The organism is Streptomyces sp. cf386 (assembly GCF_900103585.1).
Classification (GTDB): domain Bacteria; phylum Actinomycetota; class Actinomycetes; order Streptomycetales; family Streptomycetaceae; genus Streptomyces.
Window position 1 is genome coordinate 1 of the sequence record NZ_FNHV01000043.1, and the last position, 14,369, is coordinate 14,369.

Annotated in this window: 19 protein-coding genes and 2 pseudogenes; 8 read left to right on the plus strand and 13 right to left on the minus strand. The window is 69.5% G+C overall.

All coding sequences use genetic code 11. From position 1 onward, the window contains the following. Positions 1–336: transposase (locus BLU79_RS46735; RefSeq protein WP_143052606.1), on the plus strand; the 336-nt coding region annotated here is incomplete at its 5' end. Positions 337–435: 99 nt separating this feature from the next. On the opposite strand, the pseudogene BLU79_RS46740 reads toward BLU79_RS46735, so the two are convergent. The 3 genes and pseudogenes from BLU79_RS46740 to BLU79_RS46750 all read right to left on the minus strand — a co-directional run. Next, positions 436–651, minus strand: a pseudogene (locus tag BLU79_RS46740) (transposase); the annotation flags it as partial. A 72-nt stretch (positions 652–723) separates the two neighbouring features. Further along, entirely contained in the window at positions 724–918 is a 195-nt protein-coding gene (locus BLU79_RS49690; protein WP_256333762.1) for a hypothetical protein, read from the minus strand. Positions 919–1,307: 389 nt separating this feature from the next. Next, positions 1,308–1,829, minus strand: a pseudogene (locus tag BLU79_RS46750) (transposase); the annotation flags it as partial. 196 nt (positions 1,830–2,025) lie between these two features. Here BLU79_RS46750 and BLU79_RS50230 point away from each other — a divergent pair. Next, a complete protein-coding gene (locus tag BLU79_RS50230) occupies positions 2,026–2,664 on the plus strand; it encodes a transposase (protein ID WP_371132090.1) in 639 nt (212 codons plus the stop codon). Here BLU79_RS50230 and BLU79_RS46760 read toward each other — a convergent pair. The 4 genes from BLU79_RS46760 to BLU79_RS46775 form a co-directional block, all read right to left on the minus strand. After that, the gene (locus BLU79_RS46760; protein WP_177001473.1) at positions 2,546–2,962 is read right to left on the minus strand and encodes a transposase; all 417 of its coding nucleotides are present in this window, start codon (positions 2,960–2,962) and stop codon (positions 2,546–2,548) included. The two genes, BLU79_RS50230 and BLU79_RS46760, sit on opposite strands and share 119 nt — an antisense overlap. A gap of 75 nt (positions 2,963–3,037) precedes the next feature. Beyond that, on the minus strand, positions 3,038–3,286 hold the full coding sequence (locus BLU79_RS46765; protein ID WP_256333767.1) for a transposase: 249 nt from the start codon (positions 3,284–3,286) through the stop codon (positions 3,038–3,040). A 68-nt stretch (positions 3,287–3,354) separates the two neighbouring features. Continuing rightward, a complete protein-coding gene (locus tag BLU79_RS46770) occupies positions 3,355–3,744 on the minus strand; it encodes a VOC family protein (RefSeq protein ID WP_093912173.1) in 390 nt (129 codons plus the stop codon). Positions 3,745–3,749: 5 nt separating this feature from the next. Then, positions 3,750–4,145, minus strand: coding sequence for a VOC family protein (locus tag BLU79_RS46775; protein WP_256333763.1), 396 nt, complete (start codon positions 4,143–4,145; stop codon positions 3,750–3,752). A 162-nt stretch (positions 4,146–4,307) separates the two neighbouring features. Between BLU79_RS46775 and BLU79_RS46780 the strand changes: the two genes are divergently transcribed. The 6 genes from BLU79_RS46780 to BLU79_RS46805 are packed head-to-tail and all read left to right on the plus strand — an operon-like array spanning position 4,308 to position 7,908. Further along, the gene (locus BLU79_RS46780) at positions 4,308–4,568 is read left to right on the plus strand and encodes a hypothetical protein (RefSeq protein WP_143052608.1); all 261 of its coding nucleotides are present in this window, start codon (positions 4,308–4,310) and stop codon (positions 4,566–4,568) included. Next, positions 4,562–4,753: a hypothetical protein gene (locus BLU79_RS46785; RefSeq protein WP_256333769.1), complete on the plus strand. Its 192-nt coding sequence runs from the start codon at positions 4,562–4,564 to the stop codon at positions 4,751–4,753. The genes BLU79_RS46780 and BLU79_RS46785 overlap by 7 nt, the downstream gene beginning before the upstream one ends. After that, positions 4,750–5,211, plus strand: a complete 462-nt coding sequence (locus BLU79_RS46790) for a hypothetical protein (protein WP_177001474.1) — start codon at positions 4,750–4,752, stop codon at positions 5,209–5,211. The genes BLU79_RS46785 and BLU79_RS46790 overlap by 4 nt, the downstream gene beginning before the upstream one ends. Positions 5,212–5,234: 23 nt before the next feature. Then, on the plus strand, positions 5,235–6,272 hold the full coding sequence (locus BLU79_RS46795; RefSeq protein WP_093912171.1) for a ThiF family adenylyltransferase: 1,038 nt from the start codon (positions 5,235–5,237) through the stop codon (positions 6,270–6,272). Continuing rightward, positions 6,272–7,279, plus strand: coding sequence for a Mov34/MPN/PAD-1 family protein (locus BLU79_RS46800; RefSeq protein ID WP_093912172.1), 1,008 nt, complete (start codon positions 6,272–6,274; stop codon positions 7,277–7,279). The genes BLU79_RS46795 and BLU79_RS46800 overlap by 1 nt, the downstream gene beginning before the upstream one ends. Continuing rightward, positions 7,276–7,908: a patatin-like phospholipase family protein gene (locus tag BLU79_RS46805; RefSeq protein WP_256333764.1), complete on the plus strand. Its 633-nt coding sequence runs from the start codon at positions 7,276–7,278 to the stop codon at positions 7,906–7,908. The genes BLU79_RS46800 and BLU79_RS46805 overlap by 4 nt, the downstream gene beginning before the upstream one ends. 75 nt (positions 7,909–7,983) lie before the next feature. Here the strand turns inward: BLU79_RS46805 and BLU79_RS46810 are convergent, their stop codons facing one another. From BLU79_RS46810 to BLU79_RS49700, 6 genes are all read right to left on the minus strand, one after another. Next, positions 7,984–8,658, minus strand: coding sequence for a hypothetical protein (locus BLU79_RS46810; protein WP_093910340.1), 675 nt, complete (start codon positions 8,656–8,658; stop codon positions 7,984–7,986). Between the two features lie 300 nt (positions 8,659–8,958). After that, positions 8,959–9,189 (minus strand): hypothetical protein, encoded by a 231-nt coding sequence (locus BLU79_RS46815; RefSeq protein WP_093910339.1) that lies wholly within the window; start codon positions 9,187–9,189, stop codon positions 8,959–8,961. A 46-nt stretch (positions 9,190–9,235) separates the two neighbouring features. Then, entirely contained in the window at positions 9,236–9,901 is a 666-nt protein-coding gene (locus tag BLU79_RS49695; protein ID WP_256333768.1) for a helicase associated domain-containing protein, read from the minus strand. Continuing rightward, positions 9,835–12,435 (minus strand): helicase associated domain-containing protein, encoded by a 2,601-nt coding sequence (locus tag BLU79_RS46820; RefSeq protein ID WP_256333601.1) that lies wholly within the window; start codon positions 12,433–12,435, stop codon positions 9,835–9,837. The genes BLU79_RS49695 and BLU79_RS46820 overlap by 67 nt, the downstream gene beginning before the upstream one ends. A 99-nt stretch (positions 12,436–12,534) precedes the next feature. Further along, positions 12,535–13,563, minus strand: coding sequence for a TniB family NTP-binding protein (locus BLU79_RS46825; protein WP_093910338.1), 1,029 nt, complete (start codon positions 13,561–13,563; stop codon positions 12,535–12,537). After that, complete coding sequence (locus BLU79_RS49700) at positions 13,557–14,333, minus strand: hypothetical protein (RefSeq protein WP_256333600.1); 777 nt, start codon at positions 14,331–14,333, stop codon at positions 13,557–13,559. Before BLU79_RS49700 ends, BLU79_RS46825 begins: the two co-directional genes overlap by 7 nt. Between the last annotated feature and the right edge of the window lie 36 nt (positions 14,334–14,369).

A 14,369-nucleotide genomic window follows, 5' to 3' on the forward strand; every position in this document is an offset into this window, starting at 1 on the left:
AAGCCCATGATCGAGGGTCACCAAACGAGACACGACCCCTACCGCGGCCGGTACTTCAAGCCTCAGCGCCTGCACGCGGACAAAGCCTACGACCGTGCCGACCTGCGCAGATGGCTGCGATGGAAGCGGATCGGAGTACGCATCGCCCGCAAAGGGATCGAATCCAGCGAACGATTAGGACGCCGCCGCTGGGTCATCGAGCGGACCATGTCCTGGTTGTCCGGCTACCGAAGACTCAGCCCCCGCTACGAACGCAATCCCCGCAACTACCTGGCCTTTCTTGGGCTGGCCGCTGCCCTGTGCTGCTACAAACGGCTCGCCCGCCTCACCACGTAGGACACGGTCTAAGTAGGTAGGGGCGTCACGTGAGGAAACTGCGTGGTGTAGCTGGTGAACGTCGCGGTGGCAACTACTGACCTTGAATGCGTGATGTCCTCATGGTGGTTGGCGTCGGAGGCCGGTGCCGGTCAGGCAGCCGTCGAGGACGTCGTGGCGGTACTGGAGCTGGCGGAGGCCGCGTCGGACGGCAGTGATCAGGTCATCGGGGTCGGCGAAGGCCCGGTTGGCCACGGTGGTGCGTCGCAGGACGGGCCAGATGCACTCGACCGGGTTGAGGTCGGGTGCGTAGGGCGGCAGTTGGAAGACAGTGAGCATTTTCAGCGTGACCACCTATCAGGTGACAGCTCCGGCGCCTCTGGCGTCAAGCACTTGCCGGGGAGGCAGTCAGTTGAAAGCGTCGGTCATGCAGTCCACCCGGCAGTCGGCAGCCTCATAGCGCTGGCGGAGGGCGGCGGCTGCTTCTTCGCGCTCCACAAAGAGGTACCCGTAGTGCCGGCGCGCCACCCTGGTCACGTCTCGGACCGTGACGATGGCCGGTTCGCCGTGTGCGGCCCGTCGACGCGCTCCGGCGATTGCCATGTCCGCAGAGCGCAGCAGGTTTCTGGAACGATCCCGGATCACGGCTGCCTGGGCCCGTTTCGCCGAGAGGGGACGCAGGACACGTCCCCTCCAGACGTAGCCGGCGGCGACAAGGATGAGACCGAGCGCTACGAACAGGAGTCCGCCAGGGGCGTGAGGTCGCATCTATCCAGTCTTCACCACTCGCGTGGTGATCGTCATGCCTGCGTCGGCGGCCGATTGTCGGAGCGACTTGGTGTCAGTGAGCCCTTGCGCAACGCACGAGGCTCCCGTGCCGTTGAGGGAGGTGTTCGAAGTCTCAACCCACAGGCACAGGAGCCGCGTTGGTTCCGTATTCTGCCGCACTCGACCTGCCTCACGCCCTGGTCGAGTGAGTCTCAATGATGGTGTCAAGTCGATCGGGGAGCCGGTGGGGTGGGGGTGAAGTGCCTCTTATCGCGGAGCATGGCCCATAAGACGTCGACTCGGCGGCGTGCGAGGGCGAGCAGTGCCTGGACGTGGATCAGTCCTTCGGCGCGTTTCTTGAGGTAGTAGTCCCGGGAGGGGCCGGAGCGCATCATGGCGGTTTGGGCGGCCATGTAGAAGACGTGTCGCAGGCGGCGGTGGTAGCGCTTGGGCCGGTGGTGGTTGCCGGTACGGCGGCCGGAGTCGCGCGAGACCGGGGCCAGTCCGGCGTGGGCGGCCAGGCGGCCGGCGTCTGCGTAGCCCGACAGGTCTCCCACGATGGCGAGGAACTCGGCCCCGAGGATGGGGCCCATGCCCGGCAGGGATTCGATGACTTCGGCGCGCTCGTCGAGGTGGAAGGACTCGCGGATCTCCCGGTCGGTGTCTTTGATCCAGTCGTCGAGCGCGAGAAGTTGATGAGCAAGGTCGCACACGAGTTTGGCGGCCCGCTTTTCGCCCGGCAGCGCGGTTGATGGGGACCTTTGAAAAACAGCTCTGTCCGCGGTTCCGTGAATCCGCAGGCCAGGGTCCGGAACGGCGGATCGTTTCGGCAAGGTGTTTCATGCCGTGGCGAGCAAGACGGTCGAGGATGTGCTGTTTCCTGGAATCGGTGTGCGAGTGGAGCGCGTGAGCGACTCCTCCGACACCTTGGTGGTGGAGTCGGTGTCCACCGGTCGGCCGGGCCTGTGTCCGGACTGCCGGAAGCGGGCAAGACGCGTGCACAGCTCGTACCAACGTGCCCTGGACGAGCGTCCGTTGAGCTCCCGACGGGTCGTGGTCCGGCTCCGGGTGCGACGGTACTTCTGCGACCGCAGCAGCTGTTCCCGCAGAACGTTCGTCGAGCAGATCGCTGGTCTGACCGAGCGGCACAGCCGGTCGAGCACCGGGCTGACGGGCTGGCTGCAGTCCATCGCGGTGGAGCTGGGTGGCCGTCCTGCCGCGCGGCTGTGCCGCCGCCTGCGGGTGGCCGCAGGCCGGACCCGACTGCTCAGGCTGCTGACGGCGCCGCCGGTTCAGGACCGTGCCCCACGGGTGCTGGGAGTGGACGAGTTCGCCTTCCGCAAGGGCTGCGCCTACGGCACGGTCCTGGTCGACGTCGAAGCCGGCCGGGTCGTGGACGTGCTGCCCGACCGCACCTCGGAGACGTTCGCGGCCTGGCTGACGGAGCATCCCGGAGCGGAGATCATCTGCCGCGACCGGGCTGGTGTTTGCTGCCCGTCTTGCGCCGGTCGACCGGCGACGGACCGGTGTCGGTTCCCCCTTTTTTCGCACGGATGTGGGAGCCGTCCACACAAGCCCTAGACCAGTCGAGCTGGCCGGCCGCGTTCAGTTCGGCAAGCAAGATGCGGTGCAACTGGTCGAAGACGCCTGCCTGCTGCCACCGCTCCAGACGACGCCAGCACGTCTGTCCGGAGCCGAACCCCAACTCCAGCGGCAGCAGTTGCCAGGCAATGTCGTTGTAGAGGACGAACGGGATGCCCTGCAGACACAGTCGGTCCTCCACCGGCCGTGGCCCCGGCGACCGCTCGGGCCAGGGCGGCAGCAGAGGTTCGATCAGCGCCCAAAAGTCGTCGTGCACGATCCACGGCCGAGTACTCACACAATCACGAACGGCCGAATCATCAGACAGGTCACGCCCGACCAGGGCATCTCAACAAGATCGTGTTACGAGCTCTTACGACAGGAGAACTCGTTTGCGGAGAGGTTGGAAGAGAATTCGGCCGAACATCTGGCACTTGATCATCTTGATGCGGTTCACGTGTCCTTCGACGACACCGGAGTTCCAGGGCAGAGTGAGGCCGGCGACGACGGCGTCGCGGTCTCGGTCGATACCAGCGGCGAGGGTGCGGAGGCTGGGCAGGTCGTCCTGACGGACGGCATCGAGCCACTGCGGGAGTCGTTCGCCCTCGTGCCCGGTGAGTATTTGGGAAGTGGCGTCAGGGCGTGGGTCCTCGTCTTGGCACTACGACGTGCACGGGCCAGGTGTGTGTTTCACCCGTCCTTGTCGGCGGCGCTGATGCAGAAGGGCTGGCCGGAGGGGTCGAGCAGCACGGTCCAGTGCTTGCCACCGGGTTGGTGGGCGGGTTTGGTGGCACCGAGCCCGATGAGGCGGTTCTCGGCTGCCTCGACGTCGCTGAAGGCGAGGTCGAGATGGAAGACAAGTTCGTCCTCTGGCCAGTTGGGAGCCTTGAACGACTCGGCCGTGTAGAAAACGTACGTCGTCGTGCCGTCGCTGATCATCGCGGCGGCCTCGCCGAAGGTCTGGATGACTTCCCAGCCCAGGGCAGCGGCGTAGAAGGCGGCGAGCGTCCGTCCGTCCTGACCCCAGAAGGCCGCGCATTTCACCATGCCCGCGCCAGCTTTGCCAGTGTTCTTCGTCATGCCGGTCACCGGGTCCGCTTCTGGTTGACGCCGACGACGTAGCCGTCGGGGTCGGTGAAGTAGAAGAGCTTGTCGCCGTGGTGCTCCATCACGTCCTTCTGGATCGTGACCAGCGGGCGGATGCGCTCGACGTAGGAGTCGAAGTCGTCGACGGCCAGGTAGAACATGCCGAACGCACCGACCGGGGTGTCCTTGAGGACGGGTAGCCAGCTGCGCAGGTGCTCGGCGCGGTAGACCATCAGCGCGAACTCGCCGTCGAAGAGCAGGATGCGCAGGTCGTCGTCCGGGTCGTTGCCGGCGGGCAGGGCGGAGAAGCCGAGCTTCTCGTAGAAGTCCACGGTCGTCTGGGTGTCGGACACACCCAGGCACGGGGCGATGGCGGGAGGCTTGATGAGGATCACTCCTTGAGGGGAACGCGAGCGGAAGGGGTGGAGCTCCTCATAGGCACACGCCCTGTCCGAGGACTCCTGGTGGAAGCATTGCTTCCGTATAGGACGGTGCGCGTCCTATACGGAAGCGACCCGCAGGGTTTTCACACGAGTGAGGGCGACTACGAAGCCTTCGTGACCGCCGTCCTCGCCTGGACCAACCCCGCGCTCGCGCCCAGCGACTACCAACAGATCGCCCTCCAGCTCACCGGCCACGCCCGCGCCGTCGCCGCCGACGTCGAACACCACGCCCAGCAGCCCCCGAACACAACGGCCGCCGCGCGCTCGCCGACGTCGTCCTGGACGACGCCCACCAGCTGCTGTCCGAGCCGCTCGAAGGGCACCCGGCCCTGCACCGAACTGGTCAGCAGACGGCTCACAAGGGCCAGGTGCTGAAGGCCGCAGGCGGGGGACGCCGGCTGCTGGCCACGCTGGGCACCACGCGCTTCCCGGCCGCCGCCTTCACCGCCGCAGCCGGCCTGCCGCACCAGCGCGGCACGGACGCCGCCCGCGCCGGTGTGCAGCAGGCCAGGGGTGACAAGGCCGAGCCGGCGGTACAGATCGGATTCGGTGCCGCGTGAAGGACAGCACCACCCTGGAACTCACTGAAGGCCAGCAGCTCGCCCTCGACCAGCTCCACCGGATCGTCCAGGCCTCTCACGGAGCGGTGGCGGCCACGCACGTGGCCGCCACCGCCAACCGGCCCGGGTACGTCGAGGCCCGCATCAGCGTGGGCTGCGCCAACTTGCCGCGCACGGAGGGCGGCCTGCGGTTGCGCAGCGTGGAAGCGGTCACCCTGCTGATCCCCCCAGATTTTCCCTTCAGGGCTCCCAGCGTGCGGACCCGGCACACCCGGTTCGCCGGCGCCCCGCACGTCAACTGGGGCCGCCACCTGTGCCTGTACCGCTCGACGGCGACCGAGTGGGATCCGGCCGACGGCATGTACGGGTTCGTCAACCGCCTCCTGGACTGGTTCGAGGCGGCCGCCGCGGGAGAACTGGACCGGCCCGGTGACCCCCTGCACCCCCGAACGCCCTGACCGACCACACGGCGGGGCTCCTCGTGATCCGCCGCGACGCGCCCGTCGCCCTGCCGGACCGGTCGTGGCTAGGCGCCGCCGTACTGCACCAGGTCAACGAGACGCGATGCGACGTGGTGGGCTGGCTCGCCATCGAGGACCCCTGGCCCGCAAGCCCGGCGCAGCTGCGGGAGAGCGCCGCGCTCCCGGCCGACGCCCACGCGTTTCTCGCCCCCGCCGTCGTCACCACGAAGCACCTGACGTTCGAATACCCGCTCACCGCGCGGGAACTGGTCGATGCCCTGGCCCGCGACCACCTCACGCCACGCCTGCTGCTGGGGCTGACGGGAATCGTCGCGGACCATAACCGCACCCTGCTCCACCCCGGCGGCGACGCGCCGGCCGACGAGGAGGACACCCCGGCCGCGCCGGTGCACCTGTTGCTGGGCACCCCCTCGCGGGGCATCGCCGGTGACGGGCCGCGCCAGACCCACTTGGTGGCCTGGCACCTGCCCGACTTCGCCGACAGGGTCGGGCGCCTGGCCGCCGACACTGCCTTCAGCGGCCGCCCGCAGCTGGCCGAACTCGGCGACGAGGTCATCCAGTTCGACACCGAGTGGCTCGACCGTCTGCCCACCCGGTGGATGCGTATCTACGAGGCCCGCCCCGAGGTCACGGTCCGCCGCGACCACGCCACCCCCGCGGCCTGGCTGCGGGGCAAACGCATTCTCGTCCTGGGCGCGGGCGCCCTGGGCGCCCCCGTCGCCGACATGTGCGCACGCGCCGGTGCCGCGCACCTCACCGTCGCCGACCAGGCGCTCGTCCACCCGGGCATCCTGGCTCGCCAGCCCTACACGGACGCCGGCATCGGCCACTTCAAGGCGAGCGTCCTGGCCGACCGCCTCAACCGGATCGACCCCCACACCACCCGTGTCGAAGCACTCGTCGGCGACATCACTACCCGGCTGTCCGGACTCGACCTGCACACCTTCGACCTGATCTGGGACTGCACCGCCAACCGCATCGTCCGTGCCCGACTCGAACGCGCCCGCCGCACCGATGCCGCCCCCTGGCCACACTGATGATCGGCCACCACGCCACCCGCGGCCTCGCCGCCCTCTCACCCCGCGGCGCCACCGGCGGCGCCGCCGACGTGCTGCGCCGCACCGCGCTGGCGGCGCACACCGACGCCACGCACGTCTTCGACGAACTGATCGAGGACTTCTTCCCCACCCAGCCCCCGACCGAGCTCTTCCAGCCCGAACCCGGCTGCTCGGACACCACCTTCACCGGATCGGCTGCCGACGTCACCGCGCTGGCCGGACAACTGGTGGCCGGCATCCTCCACGCCCTGGCCGACCCCGCAGACCCGCGCACCATGGCTACGCTCATCGTCCGCATACCCGTCGGCCCCACCGCGGCCCAGCCCGCCGGGCCGCGCTGGCTGACCTGGCCCGACGACACCCTCGTCACGGACGAGGCCACCGGCTACGACGTACGCATCACCCCCGCCGCGCTGGCCGAGATGCGCGCGGAGGCCCGCCGCGGCGCCCGCGTCCGCGGCCCGCGCGTGGAAACCGGCGGCACCCTGCTCGGCGTCGTCGATGACGCCACCGGCGTGGTCTTCGTTGACGAGGCCACCGGCCCGCCCCCCGACTCCCTGCTGACGGAGGCCTACTTCCGGCACGGTCTGGACGGCGTCAGCAATCACCTCGCCGCGCGCCGGGAGGCGACCGGCAACCTCAGCCGCTTCCTGGGCATGTGGCACACCCACCCGCACACGGCCGCGCAGCCCAGCGCCACCGACCGCGCCGCTATGACCAGCCTCACCCTGCCGCTGGACGACGCCCCCGCCCGCGCCCTCGTCCTCACCGCCGGAGGACCCGGCCCCGTCTGGCACAAATGGCTCGCCACTGGCGACGGCCCCGACTTCTACGCCCACCTCGCCGCCCGCACCGCCCCCGCCGCGACCGAGCCGCCCGCGTCGGAAGCACCCGCCCACCTCGGCCCCGTGACGTGGTGGCCCGGCGGGTACGCCATCCGCCTCCACCGTCCCGTCCCCGTCCCACGCAAGGGCTCCCGCTCATGACCCGAACCCTCGGCCTCGCCCTGTCCGGCGGCGGCTCCCGCGCCGCAGCCTTCCACCTCGGCTGCCTGCGCGCCCTTCACGACCGCGATCTCCTCGACCGCATCCGCGTCGTCGCCGGCATCTCCGGCGGCTCCCTCCTCGCCGCCCTGTGGGCCTACGGACCGTCCGACTTCGCCGACTTCGACACCCGCACCACCGACCTCCTGCGCTGCGGCCTCCAACTGGACATCGCACGCCAGGCGTTCAAGCCCTCCGCGGCCGCGCGCAACCTCACCGCGGCCGCCCGCGCAAGCACCCGCCAACTGTTCTCCCGCCACAGCGGCGTCAGCGTCGCCCGCCCCGCCAACCGCGCCGACGCCCTGGCCGCCGTCCTCACCCACAAGGCGTTCGGCCCTCAGACCACGGCCGATGTCACCCACCGGGGCCTCGACGTCGTCCTCACCGCCACCGACCTGGCCACCACCAACGCCGTGCGCTTCGGCAGCACCCGCAGCGGCTGCTCGTGTCGTCGCCGGGTCTTTCTGAGTTGCTGTTGTGGCTTCGAGCTGGGGTTTCTCAGTTCTTCTGAGTGTTGTTCGCGGCGCCCGGGGTGCTCGGGGTGTGGTTCTGGGTGGGGCCGTGGTGGCTGACCTGCGTACATGGCGTCTGTGCAGGTTGGTTGATCGTGGTGCAGTTCCAGTGGGCTGCTACTTGGTGGGTGTGGGTCAGGTGGTGTCGGGGTTGGTGAGGTCGTCTCGGGTGAGGGTGACGCGGGTGGCTTTGCCGGCTTTGCTGGCGGTGGTGGTGGGTGGCAGGACGCGGACGTGGATGAAGTAGACGCGGACGCCGGAGATTTCGGTGTACGGGGGCCATGCGCCGGGGGTGCCGTCGGTGGGCAGTTCGAGGAGCTTGTCGGTGATGTTGTAGATGACGAGGTAGGCCGTGTGCTGCCCGTAGTCGTGGGCGTACTTGACGATCTGGTGCAGCCCTTTGACGAGGTAGCCCTTGCCGCGGCTGCTCCCGTCGAAGATCTTGCCGTCGCAGACGAGGGGGTCGCGGCCGTCGAGGTCGCCGATGAGGTCTGCTTCGCCGGAGGCTGAGCGGGGCTTGGCGTGGGTGACGTGGTCGCCCTCAAGGAAGAGGAAGCGCTGCAGGTCGAGGTTGTAGACCTCTTCGCCGGTGGCGAGATTCGCTTTGAAGCGTGTGTAGAGCTCTTCGCGGTCGAACCACTCGATGCGGGTCCGGTATCGCTCGAGGGTGTGCAGGGATGCTGCTTTCTGAACCGACGCGTTCGCTGAGGAAGTCGAACAGGGGCTGCAGGATGTCTTCGGCGAATTCCCGCCAGCTGTCCTGGTGGCGTCTTTCCATGCTGTAGCCGATCGCGGTCTGCAAGCCGACATCGGGGTTACTCACCTCTTTTGAAGCGATGCTCTGCATCAGTTCCCAGATGAGTGTGGTTCGCCCTTGTTCGGTTCGGCCGGGCCAGACGAACCGGCCGCTGCGGGTCAGTCCGGTGCGGAACCGCTCCCGGTCGACGCCTGGTTCTGCCTGGGACGCCTCTTCGAGGAGGCCTTTGAGGGCGGGTTGGTTGTTGATCCAGGTGACGGCGAGGTGGACTTCGTGGCCAGCACTGGAGTAGGGCGCGGTCATGAGTTTGCGCAGGCGTTCGCGTACGGCGACCTGGAGGCGCTGCTGGTACTTCACCGGAAGAGGCCTTTCAGAGCTTGTGTGATCTGCTGCTGGACGGCGTCGCCCGCGTTCTGCGCGCTTCCGGTCTCGTCGACCAGCCAGATCTGGGTGTAGCAGCGGGGGCAGATCACGGCGGTCTGGGCCACGACCTCCGAGTAGCGGACCCACATCAGATATCCGCAGGAGGGGCAGGCCGTTTCAAGGTCCATGCTCAGGAACTGCGTTGCGAGGGAATCTCCCATGGCGGGATTGTTCCGTATGGGTCTGGCAGTGGTGGTGTTGTCGGTTCTATCCGGGGTGGATGCCGATGGTGGTGAGAAGCTCCTGCTGGGTGGGGTGGAGGGTGTTCCAGCGGGTGCGTTGCTGCTTGGTCCATCGCTGGAGGGCGGGGGAGTAGGGCTGGCCGGTGTGGTGGTTGAACTGGGCTTGTTGGTAGGTGCGTTGCCAGATGCTGGGCCAGGGTGGGTTCCACCAGGGGTCGAGGTCCTCAAGGACTTGGGTGGTGGTGGGGGAGAAGCGGCCTTGTCGGGCTCTGCGGCGTGTTTGTACGAGCCAGTCGCCCAGGGCGAAACCGTCGTGGCGGGTGTCTTTGCTGCAGGCGAGGTGGCCGTTCAGGGCGGCGTAGGCGCGGGCGTGGGCGAGGCCTGGGCTTACGGGGTAGACGCGGCTGGTGCGGCGGCGGGCGGCGGCTTCGGGGGTGATGTCCAGGTCGGTCAGGAGTTGTTGCTGTTGGGGGCGTAGGTGTGGCCAGGCGGCGTGTTGTGCTCTGATCCAGGTTCGTACGTCGGCCGGGACCCCGTGGGGGCGGGCTTGTGTGGTGCGGGCGCGGGTGCAGGCGCGCTGCCAGGCCAGGTCCCAGGGCGGGTTCCACCACGGGTCGATCGCGGTCAGTGCCTGGTGGCGGGCGCTGGGGGGGTCTCGCGTTGGGCCTGTTGGCGTTGGTCGTTGAGCCAGCGGCCCAGGGGGAAGCCGTCGTGGACGGTGGAGTAGGTCACGGCCAGGGTGTGGTGGGTGTCGGCGCGGGCGTGGGCGAGGGCGGTTTCTGCGTAGGGGTTGAGGGGCCGGGTGCGGGCGCTGTCGCGGGTGAGGCCGATGTCGGTCAGGAGGCGCTGCTGGTCGGGGTGGAGGTCGTCGTAGTGGTTGCGTTGTGTGCGTAGCCAGGTGCGCTGGGCGGGGGCGAAGCTGCGGAAGTGGTGGTCGGCGTCGAGCCGGTGGCCGGCCTTGATCTGGTTGTGGATGTGCTGCCAGGCGCGTTGCCACGGCAGGCTCCAGGGCGGGCACCACCAGGGATCGACCGCCGACAGGGCCTTCGTCTGGGCGGATGGAGGTGTGCCGCGGTGGGCGTGGTCGCGTGCGTGCTGGCGTTGCCGGCGCAGCCACCGCCCGAGCTGGAAGCCGTCGTGAACGGTGTCGACTGCGACTGCGAGGGTGCCGTGGACGGCGTGGTAGCAGCGTGCGTAGCTCAGGGCGGTGGCGAAGTCGGCCTCGCTTTCGGCGGGCCGGGCGGCGGCACTTCGGGCCTGGTCCGCGGTGATTCCGATGCGGGCGAGCAGGCCGTGTTGGTCGGGCAGGAGCGTGTCGTGCTGGGCGCACTGGGTGGTCAGCCATGTGGCGAGCGCGCTGGTGGTGCCGGGGAATCCCGCCGCGGTATCCAGGACGTGACCGCCTTGGACGTGGGTGTGTGCCTGGTGCCAGGAGCGCTGCCATTCCAGCGTCCAGGGCGGGTTCCACCAGGGGGCGATCGCCGACAGTGCCAGCGCGCGGGGCGAGGGGGTGCCGTGACGTAGCTGGTGGGCGCGGTCCTTGCTGCGCTGGTTGGACAGCCACTGCCCCAGCTTCAGTCCGTCCTGGACGGTGTCGGTGGTCGCGGTCACCAGCGTGCCGTGGGTGTCGGCGTAGGCGCGGGCGAGGACACTTTGGAAGTGGGTGGCCATGTGCTTGCGGCGGGGCCGGGCCACCCGGGCACTCTCGTGGGTGAGGCCGATGTCGGCCAGGAGGTGCTGCTGGCCGGGGTGCAGGCTGTCGTAGCCGGTGCACTGGTTGTAGAGCCATTCGCCCAGGCCGAAGCCGGTGGTGGGGAAGCCGTGTTCGGGCCGCAGGGCACCGCGGGCGCGGGTGTGGTCGCGGGCCTGGTAATAGAAGCGCTGCCACATCACCGTCCACGGCGGCCGCCACCACGGATCCAGTGCCTCGAGTTCCGCGACGTGTTCGGGTGGCATCGCGGGGAATTTCCGGTGGTTCGACAGCCACCGGCCCAGGGCAAAGCCGTTGAACCGGCTGTGGATCGGTGCGGCGAGATGGCCGTGGACAGCAGCGTAGGCGCGGGCGTGGGCCAGGCCGGTGGTGAAGGCCTGGTCCGAGGTATGCCGAAGCCCCAGGTGCAGCCGCGTACCGCCTGCGGACTTCTCTGGCTGTTGTGCGGCGTCGCGGTAGGCGGTGAGTTCGCGGGCGATGGGCCGGGGCCGGTGCGCCATGTGCAGCGTCCACAGCCGGTCGGTGACGGCTGGGTCTGCGTCGGCCCGTGCGCAGTGCTGCACCCAGAGCAGCAAAGGGCCGGCCGAGGTCGAGGCGATCCGCTCGGCAAGCCACGGCCGCCTCGTGGCCCGCGCCAACTGGGTGACCAGGGCAGGGGTGTGGGCAAGCGTGTGGGGCAGGTGTCCGCCGGTGTCGGCGAGCAGCCGCTGTCTGGTGTGTTCATTGGTGAGGACCGAGGTGAGGGCGACGGTCTCCGGGTAGGTGACCGCGTCCCGGGCCAGCAGCCGCCACCAGCCCGGATCAGCCCCAGGCGGCGCAATCTGGCGTTCCCGGCGCCGCCACTGCTCCTCCTCGGGCCACTGCTGCGCCCACCAGGAGACGACCACGGCATGGGCGACAGCGAACGCCTCGACCGCATCGGGCCGATGACGCAGCAGCGCCAAGTGCCGCCGGTGTGCCGAGAGCATTTCGGGTAGTCCCGCCAGGTCGATCTGCTCGGTGTCGGCCGGCGCGCCGTCGATCCAGTGGGTGCCGAGCATCCAGCGCCGGTGGCGCGGGCAGATCCGGGTGTGCGGCTGCAGATACACCCGGGCGGGCTTGGTACGTCCGGTGCGTGCTGCCGTGCACGGCCGGCAGCCTTCCCCCGCGGCCGGCACCACGGCCCCGAAGCGGAACCGCCCGGCTGCACCCGCCCCGTCCGGCGAGATGGGCTCTTGGGCGGGCCAGGCGGGCAGGGCCCGCTGAAGGATCTCCTCGGGCACGCGGCAGAACGCGGAGACGCGGGCGCGGGCTTCGGCGTTGAGGTACACCTCGCCGTCCGTGCGGTAGCCCTTGAACAGGCCTCCGCCGACCTGGAGGAGTGCGGGGATGAGGTCTCTGACGCCGAGCCGGTAGCGGTCGGCCAGCCGGTCCAGGTACGACAGGTTCGTCTCGCCCTGCAGCCGTGCGAGCCGTACCGGCCCCGGTCGTGGCGTCGCCGTACGCTGCGGCTGTGGTGGAGGAGAGTCGTGCATGAGGGAGCAGAAGTCGTTCCTGGCGGGCTCGGATATGCCGGTATCCGAGCAGTGGCCAAACGGGGGAGCGGGACGGACGGTTGAGGCAGATGCCGCAGGTCAGGGCTGGCGTTGCGAGGGCGTCCGGCGGCGGTGTGGTGCCCGGGCCCGTTGTTCGGCGGCGCTGTCGAGCTCGATCTGTTCGAGCAGTTTCTTGGTGATCTTCTCGGTGCCGTCCAGCAGCGAGACCAGAGCGGCTTCGCGGATGAGGTGGGAGAGGCTGCCCATGCGGCCGCCGGTGCGGGCGTGGAGGTAGGCGGCGTGCGTGACCAGCGTGCCGGGCCGGTTCCGGCGCAGCCGCAGGGCGCTGTCCATGCCGTGCACCAGGTCGTGCCAGATCTGCTTGTCGGCCGGGCTGCCGTAGCGCAGCGGCTGGTTGCGCACGATTTTGAAGCGGCCGGCGAGCTGGGAGCCGCGCACGCCGGTCAGCAGCGGCGAGGATTCGACGTCGATGCCGGAGTAGACGAACGTCGCCGGGATCCGCTCGCCGAGGTACTTCAGCTGGTCGGAGGTCTCGGCGCCGGCCCGGCTGCGGGTGTCCATCAGGTGTACGTCGTCGACCAGCACGAGCTGGGTGCTCATCTCGCACAGCAGCTCGCACACGGCGTTGGTGATCTGGATCTGGTTCATCCGCTCCAGGGCAGGCAGGCCGAGGAAGCGGGCGAACTCGCTGATGAGCATCTTCGGGGTGGAGGACGGCGGCACGGTGATGAACAGGACCGGCAGACGCCCGTCCTGGTTCGGGTGGCGGCGCCGGTCGGCGAGTTCGACGGTGCGCCCGAGCTGCTGCATCGCGGTTGTCTTCCCGGTGGTGGCCGGCCCGGAGATGATCAGGCCGCGCCGGGCTCCGCCCTGCTGGCCGCGGTTGAGCAGCAGCAGGCGGCGTACCGCAGTGGAGACGGTGTCCATGGCGGGGGTTTTCAGCACCACGAACCGTGCGTGGTAGTCCTCCCGTTGCTCCAGCGTCCATTCCTGGTCGTCGGCATCCCGTGCCGGTGCGTGGGGCGTGTCGACGAACTGCTGCCATCCGTCCCACGTGGTCAGCGGACTGAAAGTGCTCGTGGTGGCGGGCTGGGCCGCTGTCACCATGCCTGGGCCTCCTGGTACGGGTCGTAGATGCGCATGCCGCCCGCCCCGGCGGTGTCCAGCGTCTGCTCAGCGGCCTGGTCCCGGGTCGTTTCGGCCGTCGGCCCGGATGCTTCGGCCTCATCCGCGTGGGCTGCCGCGATGTCCTGGCCGTCGGCGAAGGCGGCGAGAAGGTAGTCCTCGTCGTCCTGGTTGTCCTCGATGTCGTCCAGGCTGTCGTCGGCGTCCCAGCCGTCGGGATCCTGGAGCGGGACGGTGAAGGAGCCGGGCAGCCCGAAGGAGGCCCCCGGCGCGAGAGGCGCAGGCCACTGTTGCGGGGCGGTGGCGGGGGAGGGATCGGTCATCTGCGCGGCCGCCTGGGCCCGGGCGGCTACCGTCCGCTCTCGCCTGCTGCCCAGTCCCTGGCCGGCACGGCGCAGCAGCGCATCGAGTGCCTGGGCGATCGCCGCCTCGTGCTCTTCACGGCCATGCCGGCGTTCCACGGTGCGGCGGACATGGTCGAAGGTGAACGCGGTGAACGGGCGCCTGACCGCCCCCGCGTGGACCCACGGCACCTCGAGCCATCCCTCGGGCAGGCGCACCCACACCCGGTTCGGATCGTAGGGGTTGTGGTGGACCTCCCACCGTCCGTTCTTGTCCGCCCGCGGTGAGCGGCGGCGCCGGTAGGGGTTCAGGCCGGGGTGGTCGTAGGTGCGGTAGCCGAAGCGGACGCCGTAGTCGTTGACGGCCTGCCACCGAAGAGGCAGCAGCTCGACGTAATCGTCGGCGGACAAAGGCACCGGTACATGCCCGGTCACCGCCACCAAAGC